Annotated in this window: 24 protein-coding genes and 2 tRNA genes; 15 read left to right on the forward strand and 11 right to left on the reverse strand. The window is 49.0% G+C overall.

Going from position 1 to position 26,370, the window contains the following annotated elements:
• Positions 1 to 82 precede the first annotated feature (82 nt).
• From ACFMKP_RS17745 to ACFMKP_RS17765, 5 genes are all read left to right on the forward strand, one after another.
• Entirely contained in the window at positions 83 to 274 is a 192-nt protein-coding gene (locus ACFMKP_RS17745; RefSeq protein WP_382293675.1) for a hypothetical protein, read from the forward strand.
• Between the two features lie 11 nt (positions 275 to 285).
• On the forward strand, positions 286 to 504 hold the full coding sequence (locus ACFMKP_RS17750; protein WP_382293677.1) for a hypothetical protein: 219 nt from the start codon (positions 286 to 288) through the stop codon (positions 502 to 504).
• A 2-nt stretch (positions 505 to 506) separates the two neighbouring features.
• On the forward strand, positions 507 to 1,373 hold the full coding sequence (locus ACFMKP_RS17755; protein WP_382293679.1) for an alpha/beta fold hydrolase: 867 nt from the start codon (positions 507 to 509) through the stop codon (positions 1,371 to 1,373).
• A 127-nt stretch (positions 1,374 to 1,500) separates the two neighbouring features.
• Positions 1,501 to 4,119, forward strand: a complete 2,619-nt coding sequence (locus ACFMKP_RS17760) for a histidine kinase dimerization/phosphoacceptor domain -containing protein (protein ID WP_382293681.1) — start codon at positions 1,501 to 1,503, stop codon at positions 4,117 to 4,119.
• Between the two features lie 13 nt (positions 4,120 to 4,132).
• Positions 4,133 to 6,241, forward strand: coding sequence for an EAL domain-containing protein (locus ACFMKP_RS17765; protein ID WP_382293683.1), 2,109 nt, complete (start codon positions 4,133 to 4,135; stop codon positions 6,239 to 6,241).
• Positions 6,242 to 6,470: 229 nt separating this feature from the next.
• On the opposite strand, the gene ACFMKP_RS17770 is transcribed toward ACFMKP_RS17765, so the two are convergent.
• The 7 genes from ACFMKP_RS17770 to ACFMKP_RS17800 all read right to left on the reverse strand — a co-directional run bounded on the left by ACFMKP_RS17770 (position 6,471) and on the right by ACFMKP_RS17800 (position 10,499).
• A complete protein-coding gene (locus ACFMKP_RS17770) occupies positions 6,471 to 7,112 on the reverse strand; it encodes a response regulator transcription factor (protein ID WP_054534299.1) in 642 nt (213 codons plus the stop codon).
• Positions 7,113 to 7,123: 11 nt separating this feature from the next.
• On the reverse strand, positions 7,124 to 8,164 hold the full coding sequence (locus ACFMKP_RS17775) for an ATP-binding protein (protein WP_382293685.1): 1,041 nt from the start codon (positions 8,162 to 8,164) through the stop codon (positions 7,124 to 7,126).
• Positions 8,165 to 8,219: 55 nt separating this feature from the next.
• Positions 8,220 to 8,555, reverse strand: a complete 336-nt coding sequence (locus ACFMKP_RS17780; RefSeq protein ID WP_382293687.1) for a hypothetical protein — start codon at positions 8,553 to 8,555, stop codon at positions 8,220 to 8,222.
• Between the two features lie 59 nt (positions 8,556 to 8,614).
• Positions 8,615 to 8,691: transfer RNA gene (locus tag ACFMKP_RS17785), tRNA-Asp, on the reverse strand.
• A gap of 34 nt (positions 8,692 to 8,725) precedes the next feature.
• A tRNA-Asp gene (locus ACFMKP_RS17790) sits at positions 8,726 to 8,802 on the reverse strand.
• Between the two features lie 224 nt (positions 8,803 to 9,026).
• Positions 9,027 to 9,944 (reverse strand): cation diffusion facilitator family transporter, encoded by a 918-nt coding sequence (locus tag ACFMKP_RS17795; RefSeq protein ID WP_382293689.1) that lies wholly within the window; start codon positions 9,942 to 9,944, stop codon positions 9,027 to 9,029.
• A 3-nt stretch (positions 9,945 to 9,947) separates the two neighbouring features.
• A complete protein-coding gene (locus ACFMKP_RS17800) occupies positions 9,948 to 10,499 on the reverse strand; it encodes a DnaJ family domain-containing protein (protein WP_382293691.1) in 552 nt (183 codons plus the stop codon).
• Between the two features lie 183 nt (positions 10,500 to 10,682).
• Between ACFMKP_RS17800 and ACFMKP_RS17805 the strand changes: the two genes are divergently transcribed.
• The 3 genes from ACFMKP_RS17805 to ACFMKP_RS17815 all read left to right on the forward strand — a co-directional run bounded on the left by ACFMKP_RS17805 (position 10,683) and on the right by ACFMKP_RS17815 (position 13,481).
• Positions 10,683 to 11,078, forward strand: a complete 396-nt coding sequence (locus ACFMKP_RS17805) for an acyl-CoA thioesterase (RefSeq protein ID WP_382293693.1) — start codon at positions 10,683 to 10,685, stop codon at positions 11,076 to 11,078.
• A gap of 90 nt (positions 11,079 to 11,168) precedes the next feature.
• The gene (locus tag ACFMKP_RS17810) at positions 11,169 to 11,459 is read left to right on the forward strand and encodes a hypothetical protein (protein WP_382293695.1); all 291 of its coding nucleotides are present in this window, start codon (positions 11,169 to 11,171) and stop codon (positions 11,457 to 11,459) included.
• Positions 11,460 to 11,528: 69 nt separating this feature from the next.
• The gene (locus ACFMKP_RS17815) at positions 11,529 to 13,481 is read left to right on the forward strand and encodes a glycosyltransferase family 39 protein (RefSeq protein WP_382293697.1); all 1,953 of its coding nucleotides are present in this window, start codon (positions 11,529 to 11,531) and stop codon (positions 13,479 to 13,481) included.
• On the opposite strand, the gene ACFMKP_RS17820 is transcribed toward ACFMKP_RS17815, so the two are convergent.
• The 4 genes from ACFMKP_RS17820 to ACFMKP_RS17835 all read right to left on the reverse strand — a co-directional run bounded on the left by ACFMKP_RS17820 (position 13,473) and on the right by ACFMKP_RS17835 (position 17,600).
• Positions 13,473 to 14,264 (reverse strand): E3 ubiquitin ligase family protein, encoded by a 792-nt coding sequence (locus ACFMKP_RS17820; RefSeq protein ID WP_382293698.1) that lies wholly within the window; start codon positions 14,262 to 14,264, stop codon positions 13,473 to 13,475. The genes ACFMKP_RS17815 and ACFMKP_RS17820 overlap by 9 nt on opposite strands.
• A gap of 98 nt (positions 14,265 to 14,362) precedes the next feature.
• Positions 14,363 to 14,929, reverse strand: a complete 567-nt coding sequence (locus ACFMKP_RS17825) for a hypothetical protein (RefSeq protein WP_382293700.1) — start codon at positions 14,927 to 14,929, stop codon at positions 14,363 to 14,365.
• A 62-nt stretch (positions 14,930 to 14,991) separates the two neighbouring features.
• Positions 14,992 to 16,299, reverse strand: coding sequence for a WXG100 family type VII secretion target (locus ACFMKP_RS17830; protein ID WP_382293702.1), 1,308 nt, complete (start codon positions 16,297 to 16,299; stop codon positions 14,992 to 14,994).
• A gap of 170 nt (positions 16,300 to 16,469) precedes the next feature.
• Positions 16,470 to 17,600: a peptidoglycan DD-metalloendopeptidase family protein gene (locus ACFMKP_RS17835; protein WP_382293704.1), complete on the reverse strand. Its 1,131-nt coding sequence runs from the start codon at positions 17,598 to 17,600 to the stop codon at positions 16,470 to 16,472.
• Positions 17,601 to 18,062: 462 nt separating this feature from the next.
• Between ACFMKP_RS17835 and ACFMKP_RS17840 the strand changes: the two genes are divergently transcribed.
• The 7 genes from ACFMKP_RS17840 to ACFMKP_RS17870 all read left to right on the forward strand — a co-directional run bounded on the left by ACFMKP_RS17840 (position 18,063) and on the right by ACFMKP_RS17870 (position 26,370).
• Entirely contained in the window at positions 18,063 to 20,603 is a 2,541-nt protein-coding gene (locus ACFMKP_RS17840; protein WP_382293706.1) for a 5'-nucleotidase C-terminal domain-containing protein, read from the forward strand.
• Positions 20,604 to 20,681: 78 nt separating this feature from the next.
• On the forward strand, positions 20,682 to 21,755 hold the full coding sequence (locus tag ACFMKP_RS17845; RefSeq protein WP_382293708.1) for a TolB family protein: 1,074 nt from the start codon (positions 20,682 to 20,684) through the stop codon (positions 21,753 to 21,755).
• Between the two features lie 163 nt (positions 21,756 to 21,918).
• Positions 21,919 to 22,272 (forward strand): TraR/DksA family transcriptional regulator, encoded by a 354-nt coding sequence (locus ACFMKP_RS17850; RefSeq protein ID WP_382293710.1) that lies wholly within the window; start codon positions 21,919 to 21,921, stop codon positions 22,270 to 22,272.
• 23 nt (positions 22,273 to 22,295) lie between these two features.
• Positions 22,296 to 23,267, forward strand: coding sequence for an RluA family pseudouridine synthase (locus ACFMKP_RS17855; RefSeq protein ID WP_382293712.1), 972 nt, complete (start codon positions 22,296 to 22,298; stop codon positions 23,265 to 23,267).
• Positions 23,264 to 24,076: an ECF transporter S component gene (locus ACFMKP_RS17860; protein WP_382293713.1), complete on the forward strand. Its 813-nt coding sequence runs from the start codon at positions 23,264 to 23,266 to the stop codon at positions 24,074 to 24,076. The genes ACFMKP_RS17855 and ACFMKP_RS17860 overlap by 4 nt, the downstream gene beginning before the upstream one ends.
• 507 nt (positions 24,077 to 24,583) lie before the next feature.
• Complete coding sequence (locus tag ACFMKP_RS17865) at positions 24,584 to 25,567, forward strand: ATP-binding cassette domain-containing protein (RefSeq protein WP_382293715.1); 984 nt, start codon at positions 24,584 to 24,586, stop codon at positions 25,565 to 25,567.
• On the forward strand, positions 25,564 to 26,370 hold the full coding sequence (locus tag ACFMKP_RS17870) for an ABC transporter permease (RefSeq protein WP_382293717.1): 807 nt from the start codon (positions 25,564 to 25,566) through the stop codon (positions 26,368 to 26,370). The genes ACFMKP_RS17865 and ACFMKP_RS17870 overlap by 4 nt, the downstream gene beginning before the upstream one ends.

Genomic DNA, 26,370 nt, shown 5'->3' on the forward strand with positions numbered 1-26,370 from the left:
GCAACTGTTGCAAGTCTAACACAGAAGTTCCAACGATGGCAGCGTTGCCCGATTAACAGTTGATTGGTTATGGAGGTTGATAATGGCTCTATCAATTGATCAAATTTACGATTATGCAGAAGCCCTGATTGCCCGCAAAACGCTTGATGGCGGCCAAATTGAGTTGCGGCAGACGCAGCGTTTGTGCGAATTTTTGGCTGAGCTGGCTCAACAAGCTGGCGATTCGGCCAATGCCCAACGCTTTACGCACTTAGCTCAATCCACTCAAGCCTAAGGAGCATAAAAATGTTAACAATTGAATTGATTCAACAGCATGTCCGTGATGCTATTGCCCAAGCGATTGAAGCCAAAAACCCTGCCGAATTGGCCCATTTGCAACAGATGGCTGGCCTGTTGATGAAACCTGCCCATCTCCATAACGATCAAGAAACCGAATATGCTTTTCGGGTGCTGGCCGCCAAAGCGGCGAACGCCCGTGAAGCATTGCTGCAAAAAGAGGATTAAGCATGCAGATTGAACATGCAACAGCCCTGATTAATGGCCTCAATTTGCATTATGTGCGGGCCGGCAGCGGGCCATTGGTCGTGCTCTTACACGGTTTTCCTGAGTTTTGGTATTCGTGGCGGCATCAAATTCCAGCCTTGGCCGAAACCCATACCGTGGTTGCGCTCGATCAACGGGGCTACAACCTTTCAGATAAACCAGCGTTATGGCAGCACTACACAATCGATCTTTTAGTTGATGATGTGCGCGGATTAATCGAGCATTTGGGGTTTGAACGAGCGACAATTGTTGGCCACGATTGGGGCGGGGCGGTGGCGTGGACGTTTGCCATGCGCTATCACGGCTATGTTGAGCGCTTGGTAGTGATGAATCTGCCGCATCCTAAGCTGATGATCAAAAATCTTTGGACGAATCCGCGTCAGCTGCTTCGTTCGTGGTATATCTTTATGTTTCAACTGCCTAAGTTTCCAGAATGGCTGGCCAAACGCAATAATTTTGAGATGTTGACCAAAGCCTTGACTGGTGCTGTGCAACGGCCTGGCGTATTTAGCGCCGAGGATATTCAAGCCTATCACGAAGCTTGGAGCCAACCTGGGGCATTAACCGCGATGATCAATTGGTATCGGGCGTATGTGCGGCAGGGAATGAAGCATTTAAATCAATTAAGCACTCATTCGGTGCATGCACCAACCTTAATGATTTGGGGTACTGCCGATGGGGCGCTGGGCCAAGAATTAACCTATGGCACTGAGCGCTATGCTACCGACCTGCGGATTCGCTATTTAACTGATGTTAGCCATTGGGTGCAGCAAGAAGCTCCTAACGAAGTCAATGCCGTCTTGATCCCATTTGTACGGGGCGAGGGGTAGGCCATGGTGGATTTCGCTAGACCAGATGTCTACCCCGCAAATAAGACACTAGTCATCCTGACGAACCTGTGAAGCCTTGTTATGATCTGCCTTGCCCAATTGGCTGATCATGAAAGGCGGTGCTGGTATGGGTTTTCTACAACAATCTGATCCTGATCCATCACCAACGCTGCCCGTTGAACAGCAAGCGACGGCTTGGAATAGCGCATTAACCCAGTTTGTGAGCTGGATTGCCAATGAAAGCCTCGCATGCGAAAGTCTTGTGCCCTATTTCAAACCGTGGTTGAGCAACCTCACCTCATGGCTCTTGTTCCTGCCGACCGATCCCAAAACCTTACTCCAGAGCTTCGTAATTGGCCAGCACGAACTATACCAAGTAGTACCGCAATCAATTCGTTTGGCTTGGCTCGAAACCCATTATTTCAATGTAGCCCAATCCTTACAAACGCCGCAACGCTTGGCAAATCCTGCTGAATTTGGCTTGCTTTTACCGCCGAGCGCTGCGCCGATTTGGCTGATTCCACTCCAAGCCTATGGTCGTTTATGGGGCATTGTGCTGCTAGAAGTCGTTGAGGCTAGCCCACCGAGCCAGCATCCGCTTTACACCATGCTGGCTCAAGCGCTTGCCAACCTCAGTTTACACCTTGATGCGCGTTATGCCCGCGAATACGAGGTGCAAGCCTACCAACGTATGCATATGATGAGCGAATCGTCGCATATTTTGGCGCATACTGGCTTGAATTTGGATCGCATGCTTTTGGCGATAAGCAAGCATTTATGCGAGCATTTTAGCGATGGTTGTATGCTGCAAATTTTGAGTATGGGTGAAACAAGCCATATTCAGCAAGAAATGTTTTATCATCAACAAGCGGAGTATCGAACGCAGCTTTATCGAATGTCAGCAGAGTGGGCCGATCAAGTAGCTACTGATTCATTACGTAATCAGGTATTAACGACGAATCAAGCTCTCGCATTAAATATTTACGAACATCAAGCGATTTTAGAAACCAGTGAATTTCAGCCGCTGCTTGGTGCCTATCAACTCAACAGTGTTTTGATTGTAGGCTTATACTGGAATGATCATCCAGTTGGTATATTGACTTTATTGCGTACTCACATCAATTTACCATTTATGCAAGAAGATCTTGATATTGCGCGTGATATTGGCACTCGTTTTGTGGAAGCGCTTGAGCAAACCCGTTTATATACTGAATTACATGAACAAGAGCAAGCATTAATGTTAATGGTGCGCCGTTTAGAAGAACAGGTTGAAGAACGCACCAATGCCTTATCTACAACCAACGTACAACTGAATCGTGAATTAGATCGTCGGCGCGCTACCGAAAAAGCCTTAGTCGAAAGCCAAGCGCTATTACGCAGTTTTTACGAAAGCACGCCAGTTATGATGGGTGTGGTCGAAATTACGCCCGAGGCCGATTTAGTTTTGCTAGCTGCCAATACCATGACGATTAAACAATGGCACTTAGCAGCTGATTATTGCGAAATGACGATGAGCGAGCTAGGAATTCCACGCATTGATATTGATCGCTGGATTCAATTTTTTCAGCGCAGCCGCACCAAAGGCCAACCAGAACATTTTGATTATATTGATCCGTTTGACCAAACGATTATGTATAAAGCAACGTTAAGTCCAGTTGTTACAAGCTCACCAATTGATCAGCGGTTTTGTTTTGTGTTGGAAGATATTACCGAAAGTCGTAAGCTGCAACAATCGTTGGAGGAAAGTAAGCGTTTAGTTGAGCAAATTAATAATTCAATTCCATGTATTGTGTATATGTATGATGTGCGAATTAATCAAGTTACTTATATCAATCGTTCATTGAAATCAATGCTTGGTTATGCAGTAGACGAAATGGTTGGCATGGAAGAAATGGATTTACGCAGTTTAATTCATCCTGATGATTTACTTGAAATTGATGCCTATCTGCCAAGTCTCTATAACTCAAAACCAGGAACGATTATTCAAAATCGCTTTCGGTTTAAACATCGTGATGGTCAATGGCATTGGATTGTGAGCTATGATACGGTCTTCGAAAGTGATGAAACTGGCTATGCAACTTCAGTTTTATCTGCTTTGCAAGATGTAACCGAGCTTTATTTGCAGCGTGAACAATTGCAAGCATCGTTACAAGAAAAAATGGTGTTGCTGCAAGAAATTCATCATCGGGTTAAAAATAATTTGCAAATTGTTTCTAGTTTGCTTAATTTGCAAGCTCGCCAGATTACCGATGTAGCTACTCGTGATCGCTTTTTGGAAAGCCAAAGTCGCATTCATGCCATGGCTTTAGTTCACGAACAACTCTATCGTTCATCAGATTTGCGTTCGATTGATTTAGCTGAATATATAAAACACTTGGTGCAATTTTTTCGCCGTTCACATACCAATCGACCCACAATTGCGGTTCAGGTTATGCTTGAACCAATTACGCTTAATACTGATACAACTATTCAAATAGGATTAATTATCAATGAACTCTTGACGAACAGTTTTAAACATGCTTTTCTTGCGCGAGAAGGCGGCACGATTTGGCTCAAAGGAAGCAGTAATCAACAGCATGTTGAGCTTGAAATTGGCGATGATGGAATTGGGCTGCCAGCCGATCGTCAAATCTCGAATTCCATGGGCCTTGAATTGGTACATGCCCTGATTCGGCAATTGGGGGCCACAATCCAGCAACTTTCAACCTCTGGCACAGTCTTTAAGTTAACAATTCCACATAAATAAAGGATTTTGCGTAATGAGTAAAGCAAGTATTGTGATAGTTGAAGATGAAGTGATTGTGGCCTTGGATATGCAGCAGGCGCTCAGGGCGGCTGGCTACAATGTGATTGGCAGTTTTAGCCGTGGCGAAGATGCACTGGATTTTATTGCCCAACAATGCCCTGATTTGGTGGTGATGGATATTCATTTGCAAGGCAAGCTTGATGGAATTAGCACTGCTGAACAGCTGCAAAAAATCTATGGCCTACCAATTATTTACCTGACCGCCTATTCCGATTCGGAAACCTTGGGTCGCGCCAAAGCGACCGAGCCATATGCCTACTTGGTCAAGCCGTTTGAAGATCGCGATTTGCTGAGCGCAATCGAGATGGGCTTATATCGCCATCGGGTTGATCAGCGCTTGCGACGGATGGAGCGGTTGTATTCAAGCACCTTGAATAGTGTTGATGATGCAATTATTACGACCGATACTGCTGGCTTGATCAAATTTGCTAACCCAACTGCGAGCAATTTACTGCATGTTCCCAACGATGCCTTGGTTGGGCAATTTATTGGCAATGTCGTGAAATTGCTTGATCGTGAAAGCCAAATGATCTATCAATTTGATCTCGAATACTTAATTCAGCAACCAAATCATCATCTTTTATTGCCCCGTCAAATGTTGGTGAATGATCAAGAGCAATTGATGGTTGCGCCGAGTATTTCGCAAATTCGCGAAGAAGATGAAAAAATTGCGGGAATTGTGTTGGTATTGCGCGATATGCGCGATCTTGATGCTGCCGAAGAACACATTCGCCACCAAGCAATGCACGATGCTCTAACAGGCTTATCGAATCGGAATGTGTTTATCAATCGCTTGCAATATATTCTTGATCATTATCATTTGCAACATCAACACGCTGTGCTCTTTATTGATCTTGATCGTTTTAAAGTTATCAACGATAGTTTAGGTCATATTGTTGGCGATAAATTATTAATTCAAGTTGGCCAACGCTTGGAGCGTTGTATTCGCTCACATGATTTAGTTGCGCGCTTAGGTGGCGATGAATTTACGATTTTGCTCGATGGAATTCATGATCTACACGATGTGTTGCGCATAACCGATCGTTTATTAACTGTGGTTGCCGAGCCATATCATATTGATGGCTATAAAGTGTTTACTGCGGCCAGCATTGGGATTGTGGTGATCGACGATCATTATAAACATTATCACGAAGTGCTGCGCGACGTGGATAGCGCAATGTATCGGGCGAAATCGCAGGGCCGTGGTTGTCGGGCAGTGTTTGATGCTGAAATGCATGTTGAGGCCTTGCGCACCTTGCAAGTTGAGGTTGAATTGCGGCGTGCAGTTGAACGCAACGAATTGTGCTTGCACTATCAGCCAATTATCAAGCTGGCGACTGGCGAATTATCGGGCTTTGAGGCCTTATTGCGTTGGAATCACCCAACCCAAGGCGTAATTGGCCCAGCCTCATTTTTTGCGATTGCCGAGGAAACCGGCATTTTGGCTCAAATTGGCTGGAAGCTGTTGCGCGAATCGTGCGAGCAAATTTGGGCTTGGCAAACCGAGTTTCAATTTCATCCGCCCTTGGAATTAAGCGTTAATTTTACCCATCGCCAATTTTTTCAGGCCAATTTAATTCAACAAGTGCAAACTATTTTGGCTGAAACTGGCATGCCTGCGCGCCATTTGTGCGCCGAAATTACCGAAGGCGTGATGATGCAAAGCAATCGGGCGGTTGAGGTAATGCGCGAACTACGTGAGTTGGGTGTTCAGGTGCATATTGATGATTTTGGCACTGGCTATGCGTCGCTTAATTTGTTACATAATGCGCCAATTGATGTATTGAAGATTGATCGGGCTTTTATTCACACCGACGGCGGGGCCAGCAATCATTCAATCGCCCAGTTGATTAGCTTGATGGCGCGCTCGTTGGGTTGTGCCGTGGTTGCCGAGGGCGTGGAAGATGCCAAAACTGCCCAGATGTTGATTGAAATGGGCTGTGATTTTGGCCAAGGCTGGTGGTATTCCAAGGCGTTGCCGCCAGAAGAAGCCCACGCGTTAATTAGCCGTTTTGCTCAAGGCCATGTCATGGTTCCGCTCAACGCCAACGTTGCGCAATAGGAGATTTTCAATCCAAAAGGGTATATTGATATAACAGCGTAGTAGTTTGAGTTCTCAGTGGGGAGCAATTCGGTAATATTGGGCGGCAATTGCACAGATTGATGATTGATTGGCTGCTACAAAAAGAAGTTGAATTTTGCTTATGCTTTTATGTTAGTGCTACGATAGCACTAGAATAATGGCTGTCAAATTTCCCTTCTTGCCTTCAACTCTCTTCTCATAACCTAAATTACGGCTCGATCATGCCGCGGCGAATGGCATATTTAACCAAGTCGGTGCGATCGTGCAGGTCGAGTTTTTCCATAATATTGGTGCGATGGCTTTGCACAGTTTTAACGCTAATCACCAATTGGGCGGCAATTTGGCGGTTAGTCAAGCCTTCGGCAACCAATTTCAAGACCTCTAATTCACGCTCGGTCAAATCGGCAAACTTCACAGTATCGCTATCGCCCAGTTGGTTGAGCTTGGCAATCAAGGCGGGGTCGAGATAGGAATCTCCACGTTGCACAGCGCGAATCGCCGAAACCAACTCGGTGGCGGCGGCGCGTTTGAGCACATAGCCAGTTGCGCCAGCCCGTAGCGCTTCCTTGAGATATTCCTCGCCTTCGTGCATGCTCAAAAAGATGACTTTGGTTTCTGGCGAGCGCGAACGAATCTCGCGGGCTGCAGCAAGGCCGTTCATGCCAGGCATGGCAATATCCAAGACCGCCAAATCGGGGTGCAAGGCATCGGCCAGATCGACAGCTTCAGTTCCATCGTTGGCCGTGCCGACGACCCGAAAATCGGGCTGCGCTTCCAAAACCATGCGCACGCCATCGCGCATGACGGCGTGATCGTCGGCCAATAAAATTGTTATTTCGGCAATTGCCATAGCACAATCCTTTAGGCGGCGCTGGCTTGGGTAACTGGCTCTAGGGGAACGGTGATTGTCAATTCGGTGCCAATGCTTGGAGCACTATCAATCACCATGGTTCCGCCGAGCAGGTTAATCCGCTCATACATGCCGAACATGCCGACCCCACGGCCATCACGCTCGGGATTGATTGTATTGGGATCGAAGCCAACGCCATTATCTTCAACCCTAGCCCGTACAATTTGGGGATTAGTGAGGTCAATATCGACCTCAACATACGAGGCTTGAGCGTGTTTTACAATATTGCTGAATGCTTCTTGGAGCATGCGATAGAGTGCAGTTTCGACGGCTGAGGGCAAGCGCCGTTCCTCGCCACGCACCTGCACATCAACCCGAATGCCGCGATGGGCTAGACGTTCGGCTGCTTGGGCGCGCACGGCGGCAGCCAAGCCAAGATCGTCAAGTTGCGATGGACGTAAATCGGCAATAATCGTGCGCACGCCTTCGAGTGTATTTCCCGCCAAATCGCGTAGGCCAATCAGCCGTTCACGAACTGCCTGCGCTTGTGGATTTTGGGCGGCAGTTTCTGCATAGATCACCAAGGTTGCTAGCGATTGAGCTGTATCATCGTGCAATTCACGGGCGATCCGTCGCCGCTCTTCTTCTTGCGCGTTGATAACTTGCTGAGTTAGGCGCTCGGTCAAGGCGCGTGAACGCTCGATTGCCCGTGTGTCGTCCTCAACTTGATCAAGCATTGCATTAAAGGCTTGCGAAAGTTGGGCAATTTGGGTATCGCCAGCGGTGGTTTGGGGCACGCGCACGCTCAAATCGCCGTCGGTAACCCGTTCGGCGGCAATTTGCAGATTGGTGAGTGGGCCTAAGGCCACCCGCAAAACCACATAATTGACCGCCACGCTGAGCACAACACCGATCAGCGAAAAAACAACCGTCAAGGTCAGGCCTTCGGTTGTTGCTAAGCGGCGCGTGATTGCCGTGCCAGCGATTGCGCCCAAACAAACTATTGCACTATTGCCAATTAAAATCTGGTAAATCAGTGGTATCCGTCGCATAGCTGTATTGTATCATCAACCATCAATCTTTTAAATCAAGATTGAGCCCTAGATTTTAGCCCAATAGAATCAGCAGAACGACCCCAAGCCCTGCTGCGCAGCCAAGCAAAACCAATCCATAGGCCAAGCGCGCAAACTGCCATGGCATCCAGCTAAAGCGCAGGCTCAGCAAATCGCGCAGGCTGCGCCGATAGCGATGGTGGTGATTTGGCGTTCGTTGCACTGCTAAAGCATAGACCGCGATTAATCCGGCAACACAGCTATGCACAATTGTTTGCAAAAGCAAGGCCCATGAAAATGGCTGCCAAAGCATGTTAATCACGGCTGCGCTGGCGATCAAGGCAGCAGCAAGCCAAAATAGCGTAACAAAGCGAATTTTTGTTCGTAGCACATCATCCTCGCAGTGCTAAAACAAAATACGGACGTAGAGTGTTCTACGTCCGTATCGTCTGGCGGGCCCGAGGGGATTCGAACCCCCGATCTCCACTGTGACAGAGTGGCATGTTAGGCCGCTACACCACGAGCCCCGATCAGGTTGTTGTTGCGCTGGCAGATAAAAATTGGCGGGCCCGAGGGGATTCGAACCCCCGATCTCCACTGTGACAGAGTGGCATGTTAGGCCGCTACACCACGAGCCCGCGTTTTTGTTTGCCTCGCGACAACGGGGATATACTACCACAGACTCGTTTTTTTTGCAAATGGAATGAAGCGGAGAGTATGCCCTCACCCCAATCCCTCTCCCGCCCAACGGGCGAGGGGCTATAACGCCGTGGTTTTTGCATGATTTGTAGTGAAAATTGGTGCTCCCCCTCGCCCGCGTTTTCGTGGGCGAGGGGGCTGGGGGGTGAGGGGATTCACTTGCTCAATTAATCGGCTCGTGATTAACTCGATCTAAGCCTTCGTCATCCCAAGCAGCTGGGTCTTCGAGGGGTTCGAGATGGGTGATGGCATGGCTATCGGGCAGGGCTGCGGCAATTGCCAATTCGATTGTTTCACAAACATCATGGCCTTTTTGGACGCTCCACGAGCCAGGCACCAGCACATGTAACGAAACAAAGCGCCGTGGCCCAGCCACCCGGGTGCGAATTGCATGAAATTCTAAGCCGCGTTGGCGATAGCGCGACAGAATATCTTCAATCACTGCCTGATCGTCGTTCGACAAAGCGCTATCGAGCAAGCCATAGCCCGATTCGCGCAGAATTCGAAAGCCAATCCAGATAATGTGCAAGGCTACGGCGATGGCGATCAAGGGATCAAGCACCAGCCAGCCGGTCATTTTGGTCAGTAAAATGCCGCCGATGACCCCAATTGTTGTCCAAACATCAGTAAATAAGTGATGGGCATCAGCTTGGAGCGTGATTGATCGCAGGCGTTTGCCAGCCCGCATAATAATCCACGCAACGCCACCATTGATCGCGGTTGCCAAGATCGAAAGCCCCAAACCAAGGTCAAGCCGCGTGATCTCGGTTGGGTTGAAGACGCGTGGCCAGGCTGTCCAGATGATGCTGCCCGCTGCGAGCATAATCAACATGCCTTCTAAGCCACTAGCAAAATATTCAGCTTTGGTGTGGCCGAAGGCGTGGTCGTGGTCGGGCGGGCGCATGGCAATGGTGAGCATCCACAGCGCCATCATGGCGGCAATTAAATTAACAACTGATTCGGCGGCATCCGAAAAAAGCCCGATTGATCCGGTCAAAAGATAAGCGCCGAACTTTAACCCAATTGTGATGCATGCAGCAGCAATTGATAATAAAGCATAGCGCTGTTTCCCACTTAACATAACTTACAAGGCGCTTTCTAAGGCCCGCAACTCACGTTCATAGACAACCAAGCCAACCCGCAGCGTGTCGTTGGGCACCATGGCATTAAGTTGATGAATGATCGTATTCAGATCACGCACCCAAATATGCAACTCTTGGCGCAGCCGTTCTTGCTCGCTGAAGCTGGTTGTTGCCCATGTTTCACGATTATTGCGCAACCAAATCTGGTAGCGATTCATGTGGTTATTATAATCGTGTTGGGCAGCGCCCCACGGCGAGCCTGCTTCATTGCCTTTCATCACCCGAAAGGCCATGCGCATCTCGGCGGGAATATACATATCGTCGTTTAAATCGATTGGTTGGCCTTCGCCGGGCAAATTATTGAACATGCCATCTTCCATGGCTGCTTGGATGCGCTGTTCGGCAATTGAGCCAGCGCGTTGAGCGGTGAGTGAGGGGCCGCGTTTCGGTTTTTCTGCTTCGCTTGGTGTTTCTGGTGTTGGTGTTGCTGGTTTGACTTTACCTGCTGTCCGGCTTTGCTCACGAAATCGGTCAAGAAATGGATTGTCGCTCATGCTAAAACCCCCTTGTGACGCTGCTCGCTAGTTCAATTGCCCCATGCGCTTGCCCTTGCTACAGCTATGTGCAGAATATCACAAAGATTTGCGAAAGACAAGGTTATCAACAAGCCCACTATTTTGAGAAATTTGTTACAATAGGCCAAATTTTATGCCGATTTGGCTGGTTGGAGGGCATCGATGGCGTTTGAATATCCAATCGAAGTGCGGTTTCGTGATTTGGATGGGCTTGGGCATGTCAATAATGCTGTCTATTTGACCTATTTTGAAACCCTGCGTTTAAAGTTTGCGATTGAATTATTGGGTGCGGTGGAGTTGGCCGACGTGCCGTTTATTTTGGGCGAGGCGACGGTGCGCTACCTCATACCAGTCTTTTTCGGCGACCAATTGCAGGGCAGCGTGGAAGTTTCGCGAATTGGCAATAAAAGCTTTACCATGCTGTATACCCTCAAGCGCGGCAACGAGATTGTGACCCAAGGCTCGACCGAATTGATTTGGTTTGATTTCAAGACCCAGCGTTCGGTGCCAATTCCCGATTCGTTTCGCCAGCAGGTTGCCAACTATCAAGGCGCTTAAATCTCGGTCGGATGTCCGATTGTGTTTGGTTGCGGCTGCGCCAGACTGGCGCTAGCCCCAATGTCGATTTTTGATTGATGAGAGAGTCTTATGCAGCAACAAGCATGTCCCCAGTGCCAGCGTCAGCTTGCGCTCAACGCCGCCTATGTGCCATGGTGTGAATGTGGCTGGAATATCAAGCCGCATTCACTGCCCGAAAGCTATGGCATGTTCGAGCAAATCTATACTAATGTGAGCAAGCGCTTGGGCAAGCAAATGCTGCATCAAATGCGCTCGCTGAACGATTTTCAACCCCGCATGGCTGCAATTACCCGTAAATTATTGGGCTACGAAACCCAAGTTATGCAGCGTTTACGCCGCCAATGGATTCGGAATAGCTGAATTGCTTGAATTGCCGCGCATATGCTACGATGGGCCTGAACTGGTTTAGGTGACAAGGATTGGCCAATCGTGCAGCGTAGAATTATTCAAATTAGCAGCTTTGTGGCTATTTTAGGCCTTTGTTTAGCAATAACCTTGGTTTGGGTGCTGCAACGCAACCCAGCTCAGATAACGATTGGCGGCAAAACCGATTCGCCATGGCTGGTTGAAGGTTTTCAAACCAAAGAGCGTTCGGAGTTGGGAGCCTATCGCTGGACAAACGGCCATGGCATCATTGGCACGCCCGCCACCCATACGAGCTATATGCTTGGTTTGACGCTGGTTTCGCCAGTAACCACAACGCTGGTGCAACTGAATGCTGCTGGCCATGAAGTGCTGAATCTGCCGATTAGTAATGCGCCGCGCTATTATCAGATTTTCTGGCAGCCAGATGCTTCATTGAATTGGCTCCGTTGGGCCAGCGATCAGCAACTGAGCCTCAGCAGCGAGTTGCAAATTCTTGAAGGCAGCGATCAACGCGCCTTAGGCGTGGTTTTGCAAAATCTTAGTTGGTCGCCAGCGGGCCGGATCTCGCTGTTGCCATTTGCTTGGATTACGGCTTTGGTGGTGAGTTTAACCGCTTTGATCAGGCCGCAACAGCGCAAAGCATGGTTGTGGTTGGCGGCAGCAGCGGTTGGAGCGAGCTTGATATTCGGCGGCTTGACTTGGTTGGCCAACGATCAGGCGGTGTGGTGGCCAATTCGCTTTGCGCCAAGTTTGCTGATTTTGCCGTTGGCGGCGTTGGCCCTGTTGCGTTGGCCTTGGCAAGGCTGGCGGCAAGCGTTGCCAGTGTTTGGTTTAATTGGGATTGCAACAATCGTGATGCTGCTTTCGCGCAAGTGGTGGCTGGTGCAAGGGCCTGATTTTGGCTGGCACTCGAATCATGGCAGCTCGGCGGCCTCGGTCTTTCGTGCCCATCCCTTTTATCCGCTTGGCTTTCCGCTGATTTTATGGCTTGGCTTGCTCTGGGATGGCGATCAATTGGCGATTGGCCAGACGGCTGGTTTTATCAGCATCCTTATAACCTTGATCCTGACGGCGTTGATTGCCTACCGCATTTTGGCCTTGCGAGGTGCGCTGCTGGCCTTGGTTTTGGCCTTGGCAACTCCGCTGTTGCTAGCGTTTGGGGTGGTTGCAAGCAGCGATAGTGTGCAATTGCCAGCTTTTTTGGCGGCTTTGCTGGTATTGCTCTGGCAGCCAGAGCTAAGCAAACGCCGGGTTGCAGTTGCTGGTTTGCTTTTGGGCGTGGCCTATTTATTCCGTTTTCAATCGATTGTGATGATGGTGTTGGTGTTGCCTTGGTTGTTGTTGCAAGCGCTGGCCGCACCGCCGCGTTGGCCACAGCGTTTGGGGCGTTTGTTTGCGCCAGCCTTGCTGGTAGCGGGATTTGTGCTTGGCTCTGCGCCGCAGTGGGTGCTGGATATTCGCGATACAGGGCGACCCTTCTTTTCGCAACAATATGAAAATATCTGGCAAGCCGCCTACAATCGAGTTGATCCGGTGGTGGCTGCGGCTAGCCCCGAGGCGATTGCAACCAAAGCCAGCGAAACAGGACTCTACGACATTGTGGCCTTTGATCCCTATGGGTTGTTTGGGCATTGGCAAGCGAATTTAAGCCAATTTTTCAGCTTCACCTTGCATACGATTTTTATCTGGCCCTTTGGGTTATTGATGCTGTTGGGCTTGGGCTTGGCATTGCTGAAACGCGCTGATGCCCGTTTGAGTTTGTTGGCATGGCTGAGCTTGTGCTACATTCCAATTATTGCCCTGACTTGGAACAAAGATCGCTTTTATTTGCCGATTGTGCCATTGCTATTGGTATTAGGTGCCTATTGGTTGGAGTGGTTGCGCGGACAGGCGTGGCGTTGGCCGCGGGGCAGTCGTTGGTTGGCTGAGGCAGCCCAAGCTGTCTGTTTGGCATGGGCGTTGAGCCACCTCAGCGCGATTGATCCAATTTTACGGGTGTATGGCAGCTTAAAGTAAACCCATTACGGTGAAAATGATGCCAGCGACGGCTGTGCCAGCAGCGCCATAATACAAGTTACGTGACCATCCGGCGGCGCTTTTGGCTAATTCACGTTCAGTTTGGCGGCTGATAATCATGCGTTTGAGCTTTTTATCGCGGTAAGCGATGGTTGGTTCACCTTCGTCATCAACCACACAGCCAAGAATATAGGCTCGTCCATCATCGGTAAACAGCTCTTCTTGCGCACGATAGCCGGTGGTGCGGCGAGCACCTTTGTTGGAGGCTGGAGCAGAAAATTCAAAATCGCCAAATTGCAGAATCGAGGCTTTATCTGGCGAAGGTAGCAATATATTTTGACCCGTTTCGTAATCAAGTTCAGCATCAGTAGGATCAACCCATGCCTTGCCAAAATTATCATTGATCCAGAAATAGGCGCATTCTTCCTCGGTTTTGATGGTTTCGCTACCGGTTTGGGTGCGAGTTCGCTTGCGGCCTTCGCTATCAGTATCGTGGATAACCTCGCTATATTCGCGAGTTAATGAAAATCGATAGGCAATACAGGTTTTGCCAGAAATCGGGGCGACCAATGGATTATCGCAACTGACTTGGCCTTCAATTTCGCAGGGTTCGGCCAGCGCTTCAGCCCCGAGCGTTGCAACAACCTTTTTGTGCAGATCATGCAGCATTGTGGTGGTGTAGGTGTCGGTGGCATTCAGATCGGCCAGTTTGTTGGATTGACTGCGAGCGAAGAAGAAGCAGATGACAGCCGCGATCAGCAAGATGATCCCAAAGAACACCATATCAGCGATCCTCCCAAAGGCTAGTAAGCTAAATATAAAGGTCATGCATAGGCTATGCAATGACACTCAATTCTTACTTTCAACACCTTTGGGGGGATTTAACGGCTAAAGCTTGATTCAGTTGTAAGTGTGCCATCAGCTGCTACGGTGATTGCAAAATAATGCACGCCGCTGGTTTCAACCCATGCCCAAAATTGATACTGCGTTCCCAAGGCTGTTGCTTGAACATTAGGAGCAACAAAATCGCGTTCAGCAAAATCGCTGGGCTGGGTTAGATGTGGGTCGGCGCTATATAACACAGTCATTGGGCTACCAATATAAGCAAGTTTATAGATTTGGATAAATTGCTCAAGGCCGATCGCGTTTGGATTATTGCCTACGTTGAGAGATTGAAAGAGGCTTGGCAAACTATCAGGATTATTAAGGCTAATGATCTGGTGTTGGTTAACCAGATAAATTAATGGCAAGCCAGCTTGATAGCTTGGCGAATTAAGCATAAATCCCGACCAAGCAGGCAAATCGTATTGTGGAAGATGAATTATTTCAGCATCGCTGAAACTTGTAGTGCTTAACATTTGTTTCAGTTGGGCTTCAGCATTGGCAATGGTAGTAGGATTAGCCGTACTCACACTGGTACTTTGATTTTGAGACACAGTTGGATTCATCGTTGTTGCTCCACACGCAGCCAGCATAATAATCATGCTGATAAAAATAAGTATTCGATAGCTCATTGGTTGGTTAAATTCCCTCCTGCGGTAACCATTGCATCAATTTTGGCCCGAACTGCTGGATCATTATCATAAGCATGTTTAACGTTTGGATAATTTTTTACGATATGGTTTCTGATAGCGACGGCACGGGCTTGAGGATCTTGGATTTGTGACATTCGATTGCCATCAACACTATAGGCACGAAATTCACTTTCATAATAAGAAAGTGTATCAGTACTTGGCTTATTGAGTGCATGATTTATTTCATGGACAATTGTATGTTCGGGTGTACTGGAATGCTTAGAAACAAAAATACGATCAGATTCGCCGTAAGTAAATCCCGAAGAACCATTCATCGTTAGTATTGTTTTGGTAGGGTCATCAGGATCAATCAAAATACTGTATTGTGACTTATTTAATTGCATCGCAGCTACCATACTATCTGAATCTGGATGTTTTTGGAGATCCTCGATATAATGGCTCTTCATACTGCCATCCATGATATGCAGGGCAGAGTTTTGGTCAATCTCACGATCACTTAAAATTAATTTACCGGTGCCTTCTTGGACTTTGCCTGGTGCTGTATGTTGGGTTTTAACCAGCGCATTGGCGGTGTCGGTGAGTTCTTGGCCTGAGAGCTCATCTTTAAAGCGTTTGATAAGCTCACGATCTTTGGCTAATTCGATTTTTTCTGCATCGGATGCTCCATTAAGGGTCTTAAGGATTGAAGCCTCATCTGTACCCCAGCCATCCATTGCAGCATTTAAACGATCCTTAGCTGGGGCATTCAGTTTTTCCAAAGCAGCAATATAGTCACTTCGCGATAAATCATCTTTGATTGAATCCATGAGTTTAGTATCGGCTAAAATGGCCTTTTTCTCTTCAGGGTTGGCATTTTCGAGCAACTTAAACAAACCTTCCTCGTCTGTACCTAATCCATCAATCGTTTTATGAATTTGCTTTCGTAGATCATCAATTGAGGGATTTGCACCGATTTTCGCTTGAACTTGATAAAGATTTGGCGATGTTTTAAAGAAGGCTGCTGCTTCCTCTTCAGCCTGATTCATGACGGTGCTAATTTCATAACAAAGTGCGGCTGCACTATCAAGCACATGGATTAATTTTGCAAAACTGGGGATAACGCTCGTTTCGAATTCCTGCCGAAAGGCAGCGGCTGCAGACCCTTGCCATTGACCTTCAAACAGAGGGGTTGACGCTTGTTGTAGCATAGATACAATATTTTTGACTGTCGATGATTGTTGGGTGAATTTTTGAGCAATAGTTTTCAATCCATCATAGTCAACCTGAATAATAGCAGCACCCATCAGTTTAGTCCTCCGTTGAAGGTTTTGGATTTATTTCATTGTTAGGTTATTGTAGAGGTCAAAGATTGCTTTGTCAAGCTAATTTTGGGCTAAAAAAGCAAGCGTATCGCTTCATACAATATAGCTTAATTGCATGATTATACGCTTGCTAGTGAAAGATTATTGCTGAATTAATTAATCTGTACGGTTTGGAGGGTTGTCCATTCGCTGAAATTATGGGCGTTATCTTCGCTGCGAATGCGGAAGTAGTAGAGGCCTGGTTCGCGCAAACCAACATCAACTTGTTGTTCAGCGACAAACCATTCGCCCGTGCCTTGCGGATCGGTACCGAAATAGAGTTGGTAGCCGCGCAGGCCCGAATCTGCATCGCTGGCAGCTTGCCAATTGAGCACCAAACTGCTTTGGCTGCCGTTGAGGGTGAGATTCTCGGTAACAGTGGTGGTTGGCAGGCTAGGCGCGGTTGGATCAAACCAGATTTCGCGCTGGAAGCTTGCAGTATTGCCAGCTGCATCCCACGCCGTAACATTGGCGATATGTTGACCTGCGATCAGATCAAGGTAGCCTGTTTCGGCAGCGAATTGGGGCTTATCGCTGGCTGCTGGCGCATCCCAGTTTTGGCTAAAACCTTGGATGCTTTGATTATCGCTCAAGTTCCAATCAAGCCGCCCGCTATTAACCCATGTACGTTCAGCTGGGCCAGACCACTCTAAGGTTGGAGCGATCGTATCGGCCTCGCCATTGGCGGTTAATAAGCTCCCAGCATATTGATTACAGCCACCATTATCCGGGAAGTTATAGCCTTCTGCAAAGGCTAACGCGACTGGTTGGCGATTGTAGGCGTATGGGCCATCGCCACGGAATACGGTAAAGTGTAAATGGGGAACTGTGGGTGAGGGATTGGTTGCACCTGCATTACCAATATACTGACCGCGTTTGACCGAAGTACCAGTTGGCGCTTCGATCCACGATGACAAGTGGGAGTACATCGTGTAGTAGCCATCGCCGTGTGAGAGAATCAGCGAGCCAGAGCGGCCTGTCCAGAAAAAGATTGTGCCATCTGCGGCGGCGTAGATGGGTGCTCCGTAGGTATCGCCTTCGGTATTGACCAAATCGAACGAGAGCCGACCCCAACTATCGTGTGTTCCGCAGTTATAGCCTTGGATAACTTCCCATGTTTGACCAGGTGGTGTTGGTAGATAGAACGTTGGCTTGCCTTCGGCCTGTGCCGATTGGGCGAACCCCAGTAACACCGCGACCCCGATAAACCCAAACAAAACCGAGCGCAGTGTCCGCTTCACCATGGAACCTCCAGAAAACAGGCTCAACATGGAGCCACCATCGAGACAAGGATGCAATACACAATGCATGGTGTATCGGCGAGGGAGGATACCAAGGCTTGCAGATCTCGTCAACATAATTCGGGGCCAGAAAGATTAAAAAATAGCTACGATTAGGCCTAGTTCAGAGCCACTTTTTCTCATAATTGATTTTGAGAGCGCTCCTAGAGCATATGGCGTTTCTCATCAAATATTTAGCTTTTATTAGTCAAGATAACCCAAATTTAACCCCTAATTAAAGTTTTCTAACAGTTGCTCTGCTATTAAGATCGAGTACAATAGACTGAGTCAGATCAGCCAAAACGCTCATATTAGATCATTGTCGCTCCACGAAAGGGGGAACGATGGCAAAGGTGCCAAACCTCTGTCATCCCATGGCCTATGACGAAACGAAAACTGCTTGTCCTTGTTGCTCTCTGCGCCATCTTGAGTGCGCTTGTTCCGCTTAGCTCAACCTTGACCAGTGCCGCGCCGGTTGCTGTCGTCGACATTCAACTCTTGAATGTTTCCGACTGGCACGGGCAACTCGACCCAAGTGGTACGCCAGCGGCTGGGGGCGCTTCCACAATTGCAACCTATTGGAATGCTGATCGCACTGCGAACCCCAACACCATTACCTTGACCGCTGGTGATGATTTTGGCGCTACGCCGCCACTTTCGGGGATGTTTGACGAAGTGCCAGCAGTGTTGGCCCAACGCATGATGGGTATTCAGGTGAATACCTTTGGCAACCACAACTTCGACCGTGGAGTTGGCCACTTGCAACAGATGATCGAATTGGCTGGCTCGCCAACCGCACCATTAACGCCTGGCTCAAGCTACAACAATGGGATTCCCTTCCAGTATGTAGCTGCCAACTTGATCAACACCACTGGCGTGTTGACGGGCGTAGCACCCTACAAAATTTTTGAATTCCAAGGTGTTCAAGTTGCGGTGATTGGTTTGGTTAACGAAGAAGCTCCAAGCTTGGTCAAGCCAGGCAACTTTGGGCCAATTCAAATTACCGATTCGATTGATGCAGCGATGAATGCCAAGGCCCAAGCCGAGGCAGCAGGCGCTGATGTGTTTGTGGTCATCACCCACAAAGGGATTACCGCGCCAAATCAAGGGCCATTGATCGATTTTGCCAATGGCGTGACTGGCTTCGACTTGATCTTAGGCGATCACACCGACTTAAACTTCCAAAATACGATCAACGGTGCCTTGGTTACCGAAAATAAGAGCAAAGGTTTGCAGTATCTGAAGGTTAATTTGACCTACGATACCACCACCGAAACGGTAACCAACAAAAGCGCTACCTTTGTAACGCCAACCGCGAATGTGCCCAAAGACGCGGCCATCGAAGCGATGTTGGTGCCTTATCGTGCGCAATTGGCCCAACAATTTGATACGCCAATCGGTTTGAGCCATGGCTTCTACACCCGTGGCAACAACGTCGAACGGGTAGCCGAAGTGCCATTGGGCAATTTGGTGACCGATGCAATGCGTGAGAAATATGGCACCCAAATCGCCTTTACCAATGGCGGTGGCTTGCGCGATACCTTGCCATCATCGTATACCCCAATGAACCGCAACTTGCGCCGCGCTAGCGTTGGCTATCCAGCTGGCCCAAGCTACGATTTGGTGTTGGGTGATATTTACGCCGTGCTGCCATTCGGCAATACCGTTGTAACCCGCACCGTAACTGGTGGCCAATTGTGGCAAGTGATGGAATTTGGCTTGGGCGCTTTGCCTGGCGCAAATGGTCGCTTCCCGCAAGTTTCGGGCTTCAAAGTAACCTTTGATTCATCGAAAGCGATTGGTCAGCAAGTCCAATCGATTACCTTGAATGATGGCACGCAGGTGCTTTCAAACACCACCTCGATCTATACCTTGGCAACCAACGACTTTACCAACGCTGGTGGCGACGGCTATACTATGTTGAACGATGGTAAAGGCACGACCTTAGCGGTTATGGCCGATGTAGTCTTGGAATACATCGATGAGCATCAGCCAATTATGCCAACGATTGAAGATCGCTTGCTTGACGTAACCCAAATCGACGATATTGCTGATGTCATTGTGGTCGAGAATGGCACGACTGGGCCGATGAGTTTCCAAATTGTCGACCCACGCTTCGTCACCAACCCCAATACGACGACGGTGACGTTGGCTGCAACCTCATCGAATGTCACTTTAGTGCCAAATGCCAATATTTCGATTACTGGCACGGGCACGACGCGCAACATCACGGTTACGCCTGCTGCTGGCCGCTATGGCACGGCAACGATTCAAGTGCGGGTCACTGGTCAAGGCTCAGCCAGCGATACCTTTGTGGTTGTAGTTAACGACAAACCAAACGCTACTGGCAACGTAACCAGCGTAACCACCGATGAAGATACCCCAGTCACGGTTCAGGTTGGGGCGATCGACAACGATACCGCAGCTAGCGATATTACGATTACTGCCGTTTCTGGCGACCAAGATTTGGTTGCCGATGGCGATATTATGGTGACTGCTGGCACTGATGCCTACACCCGTACCTTCACCATTGCGCCAGCGTTGAATGCTTCGGGCAACACCAGCCTGACCTTCACGATTGGCGATGGCTTGAGCACGGTAACGCGCACGGTGCAATTGACGGTCAACGCGGTCAACGATGCCCCTGAGCTTTCAAGCTTCGTTGATGAAACGATTACCATCAATTCAACGCTTGGCCCAATTTTGTTTACCTTGACCGATGTTGATGATAGCGTCAATAACCTGACAGTTACCGCTGAATCATCAAACACGGCTTTGGTGCCAAATGCCAATATTACAATTGAGGGCACTGGCGCTGAACGGACATTGACCTTGACTCCAGCCGCAGGCCAAACTGGCACAACCACCATCACCATAACGGTTGATGATGGTGAAGATAGCTTCGAGCAAACCTTCGTCGTGACTGTGGTCAACAACAAACTCTATCTGCCAGTTGTTGGCAAATAAAGCTTTTGCTAAAACGCGTTACAATACCGCTGAGTGATTATTACTCAGCGGTATTGTTTTAATATAATGGCATCATCTATGAAGAAACAGCTTTTAAGCATTGGCTTGATGATCAGTTTGGTTGGCTGTGGCGCAGCATCGAACAGCGTCACACCTATAGCGCAAGCCCCAGCTAGCATTGATACGGCGGATCTCGCAGGCTATTGTATTGATACTGCGCCTATTAACAAACCAATTATTGTTGGCCTCGAAGGCAATATTTGGACGCTCAATCGCGATGGCAGCGATATGAGCCAGCTGACCACGGCTAAAGAGCGCACGCTCATTCGCGATGCTGCTTGGTCGCACGATCGCAAAACGTTGGCCTATGCCTTGATGTTGCCTCCGGTTGATTTGGCAATTCCTTGGCTGCAATCAAGCATTATTTGCGGCCTTGATGTGGCAACCGGCAAGGGTCGGCTCTTGGCCTATGGCCAATTAGGCGATTCGTTGAGCGAACCAAGCTGGGCTGGCGATGATCAATCGCTCTATGTGACCCGCCGCCGCACCTTGATTAATGAGAAAAATGATTTCCTTGGCGACGAAGCAGCAGTTGTGCAATATGGATTGGGCAGCAACCAAGCAACGGTTGTTGTCGATGGCAGCACCACGCCTGCGGTCTCGCCCGATGGCAAGCAGCTGGCCTATGTGCAACCAAATGTTGAAATTGGTTTTCCCTCGTTGATGATTGCCAAGCTTGATGGTAGCAACCCGCAACCGCTGGGCCAGCCTGATCCACCGTTTAAAGCGATTGTTGCTCCACGTTGGTCACCTGATGGGAAAAGTATTATGGTGACAGTTAACGGCGGCCCTGGTGCGATTGGCGGCGGCACAGAGCCAGAATTGGCGTGGTGGGAACGCTTGCTAGGCGTAGAAGTGGCGAGCGCTCATGGCGAGCCAGTTTCCTTGTGGCAGATTACAGTTAGTGATGGGGCCATGAAGCCGCTAGCCCAAAATATTGATGATGGTCGTACCAGCTGGAATCCCGATGGCAAGCAATTTCTGTATATCCATGGCTATGATGGCTTAATGGAATACACTTTGGCAACTGGCGAGGAACGCGCTTTAACCCCGATGCAAGTCTATTGGTTTGTTGAATGGGGTAGTCACTAAATCTAGCTAGCTAAATATCGGGTACAATGGCGCTCAATTAATCCCCATACATCCCAAAAGCATTAGATCTATGCATGATTTGGCAAAAACCGAGGTTCATGGCTAGAGTCTTGCCCATGGGCGTGCTATAATCCTGGCTTAAAAATTTGTGTGGGAGTACCAGATGACTTTATCAAAAACCCAGTTAGGCTATTTCAAAGAGCGCTTGCACGATATACATAAACATTTGAACGAAGAAATCAAGCGTTTGGAAGAAGCGACCGACCAATTGAATCAAGATGCCGAGTTTGGGGTCAGTAACCATATTGCCGATGATGCCTCGGATATTTTTGAGCGCGAAAAGAATTTTGCCTTGATTGAAGATCGCCAGCGTTTGATTGGCGAAGTTGAAGCAGCGCTTGAGCGGATTGAGCATGGCACCTATGGAATTTGTCTCAAAACTGGTAAGCCGATTGCGATTGAACGCCTAGAGGTCTTGCCCTATGCAGCACTTTCAATTGAGGCTGCTAATAGTTAACCAGCACAGGAGAGGTTAGAGCGATGGAGCAAACCGACAACTTAACGACGATTCAGGTGAACGAAGCAGAAGCAGGTCAACGCCTCGATCGGCTTGTTTCTGCTAGCATGCCTGATTTATCGCGGACGTATGTGCAACAACTAATCACCGATTTGCATATTCGGGTCAATGGGCGCGGGGCAAAGGCCAGTTTGCCAGTTCAAATGGGCGATCAGATTGAAATTTATTTGCCTTTGGCCAAGCCAACCGATATTGTGGCCGAAGATTTGCCACTCGATGTTGTGTATGAAGATGACGATGTGTTGTTGGTGAACAAGGCTGCCGGCATGGTGGTGCACCCTGCGCCCGGCCATACCAATGGCACCTTGGTCAACGCCTTGCTCTATCGCTACCCTCATTTGACCACGAGCGGCGATTTGCGGCCCGGGATTGTGCATCGGCTTGATAAAGATACCTCTGGCTTATTGGTTATCGCCAAGCATGATCAAGCGCGCATGGTGCTGACCGAGCAGCAAATGGCGCGGCGGATGCATAAAAAATATTTGGCCTTGGTTGAAGGCCATTGGCGTGAGCCAACAGGCACGATCGATGCGCCGATTGGGCGCAATCCCAATAACCGTTTGCGCATGATGGTGATGCCTGAAGGTCGTTATGCAGTAACCCATTATCAAGTGCTTGAGGTGCTTGGGCCGTATTCGTTGGTGCGTGCCACCTTGGAAACAGGCAGGACGCATCAAATTCGGGTACATTTTTCCTATCGCAATCGACCAATTTTAAATGATGCGTTGTATGGCCATCGCAAGCCCAAAGAAACCTTTGGCATCGAACGCCACTTTTTGCATGCTTATCATTTGGGCTTTCGCTTGCCCAGCAATGGCGAATGGCGCTCGTGGGAAGTGCCGCTGCCAGCAGAATTAGAGAAAATTCTGATGACCTTGCGCGCGCGCTACGAAACAATTGTCTATCCTGACCCTATGATTGAACCGTTGGTATGAGCCGAGCTACGCCGTTTGCCAGCCGCATTTTAGTCTTGGTAACCAGTCTGGTTGGGCTGGTTGCCTTTTTTTATCCATTTTTCTTGAGCGAAGTTGCTGTTGGTGATAATCATGCTGCCGATGCGCCAATTATTATGCTGCTGTTGGGGCCGCTGCTGCTAGGCATTATTTTGACCGATATTAATAGCCATGCCATGAATTCGCGGGTGGTGGCGGCCTTGGGCATGTTGGTGGCGATCAATGCGGTATTGCGCTTGCCTGCTGGCCCCGGCGATAGCCCAAGCTTTTTCTTTTTGGTGATATTGGCGGGCTATGTCTATGGCGGGCGTTTTGGCTTTTTGCTGGGCAGCCTCAGTTTAGCGGTTTCGGCCTTGTTGGTGGCGGGGATCGGCCCGTGGATGCCGTTTCAGATGTTGGCGATGGGCTGGCTAGGCCTAACGACTAGTTTGTTGCAACCAATTAAACGCTGGTTGAACATCGCTGATGGCAGTTGGTGGGAAGTGGCCTTGCTGGCGGGGTTTGGCTGGCTTTGGGGCTTGCTCTTTGGCGCGTTGATGAATCTGACGTTTTGGCCATTTAGCACTGGCGAAAGCGCAATTTCGTGGCAGCCTGGCTTGGGGCTTGAGCCAACCTTGGAACGCTATTGGGCGTTTTATCTGCTGACTTCGCTGGGCTGGGATGCCGCGCGCGCTTTGTTCAATCTGCTGTTAATTGTGGCCTTTGGCAAGCCGATTTTGGCGGTGTTGCGGCGTTTTCAGTTGCGCCTGAATTGGCAATCAACCGAGAAAAGGATGAAGGATGAATTATGAGGGATGAAGTTGAGAACAGAGACCATAGATGTATTGTTACATTGGATTAACGACGGCCTGATTCCCTCACCCCAACCCCTCTCCCACGTGGCGGGCGAGGGGCTTTAATTCCGTGGTTCTTGCGCAATGTGTCGGTAAAAACCAGTGCTCCCCTCGCCCGCGTCCAGTGGGAGAGGGGCTGGGGGTGAGGGAATGAACCATGGTTGCTAACCGAATGAACCATTACACATAGAACATAGAAGGCAAAAGTCAAAAATGAGGCTTTGGGCTATCGGAACATTGTTCGTGTAATTCGTGCAATTCGTGGCAAAAAACTTAATCTTCGTGCTCTTCGTGTTCTTCGTGGTTTCATTGCTTCGTGTTCTTCCTATTCTTCCTGAATTCATGTCGGGATGCTCCTTTTTCCTCCTTCATACTTCATATTTCATCCTTCTTAAGACCTTTTTAGTCTATAGATATCTCTGCTAAAATAGGCCATCTCTTTTCTTGTAGCGAGGATGAACTGCCTTGAGCCAAACGATTAAGGTTGATACATTGATCAAGACGTTTCAGGTACCTGAACGTGAGGCGGGCTTGAAAGCGGCAGTTGGGAGCTTATTCAAGCGCAAATATCGCGAAGTCGAAGCGGTCAAAAAGATTAGTTTTGGCATCGACGCTGGCGAGATTGTTGGGTTTCTGGGGCCAAATGGTGCTGGCAAAACCACGACCCTCAAAATGCTGGCAGGCTTGCTGTTTCCTACCAGTGGCCAGATCGATGTGCTGGGCTACGAGCCGCAGCGCCGCGAAAAAGAGCTGCTGCGCCAAATTACGATTGTAATGGGCCAGCGCAATCAGCTGATGTGGGATATTCCTGCGCTTGATTCATTTGAGTTGCAACGGGCCATCTACCAAATTCCCGAGGGCGAGTTTCGGCGCATGCGCGATGAGTTGATCGATTTGCTGAATATGGGCGATTTGGTCAAAAAACCAGTCCGCAACTTGTCGTTGGGCGAACGGATGAAGGCTGAATTTATTTCGGCGTTGTTGCATCGCCCCAAAGTGTTGTTTTTGGATGAGCCGACGATTGGCTTGGACGTAACGGCTCAGCGTTTGATTCGCGAGTTTGTGGCTGCCTACAACCAGCGCTATCAAGCCAGCGTGATGCTGACCAGCCACTATATGGCCGATGTGCAAGCGTTGTGTAAACGGGTGATCGTCATTCACCACGGCCAATTGCTCTACGATGGCGGCTTGGCTGGTTTGGTCGAAAAATTTGCCGCCTACAAAACCATCGGTGTAACCTTGAATGACCCTGAGCTTGATTTGAGCGAATATGGCGAGATTATCAGCAACAGCAAGGGCCAAGTTAATTTGCGGGTTCCCAAAAACGCGACGGCCCAAATTACCACCCGTTTATTGAATGAAGTTGCGATTAGCGATCTGACAATTGAAGATCCAGCGATCGATTCGATTATTGAGCAGGTGTTTCAACAGGAGGCGCAGGTTGTATGAAGCAGCATCTTGATTTATACCTGACCTTGCTCAAAACATCGATTATCAGCCAATTTCAATATCGGGTGGCGCATCTGTTTTGGCTATTGGCGATGATGGTTGAGCCAGTTGTCTATTTGGTGGTTTGGGGCACAATTGCCACCTCGCAAGGCGGCAACGTCGCGGGCTATACCGCTGGCACCTTTGCGGCCTACTACATTACATGGACGTTGGTGCGCCAGATGAATATTGCGCTCACGCCCTATGCCTTTGAAAATCGGATTCGCAAGGGTCGGCTTTCCAACGAACTGATGCGGCCAATCCATCCAATCCATTTTGATATGAGCTTTTTTATGAGCCTCAAAGTGGTGACGATTGTGCTGTGGCTGCCAATCGCTGGCCTGCTGTGGTGGATCTTCCAGCCAGTGTTTACCTTCACGGCGTGGTGGCAAATTCCGGCCTTTATTCTGGCCTTGTTGGGCGGTTTTGTCACGCGCTTTTTGTGTTTGTGGGTGCTTGGCTTGGTCACATTTTGGGTCACCAAAGTGAGTGCAGTGTTTGAACTGTATTTTACGATCGAATTATTGCTTTCTGGGCGCTTAGTGCCGTTGGCGATTATGCCTGCTTGGGTGCGCGACATTTCGCAATGGCTACCCTTTCAATGGACGTTTGGGTTTCCAATTGATGTGGCAGTTGGTACGTTAACTGGGCCGCAAGTGGCTTGGGGCTTAGCGATGCAAGCAGTTTGGATGATCATTGCAGGCGGGATTTTGGCCTTGGTTTGGCCGCATGCGGTGCGGCGCTACTCGGCAGTGGGAGCGTAA

The organism is Herpetosiphon sp. NSE202 (assembly GCF_042688385.1).
GTDB lineage: Bacteria > Chloroflexota > Chloroflexia > Chloroflexales > Herpetosiphonaceae > Herpetosiphon.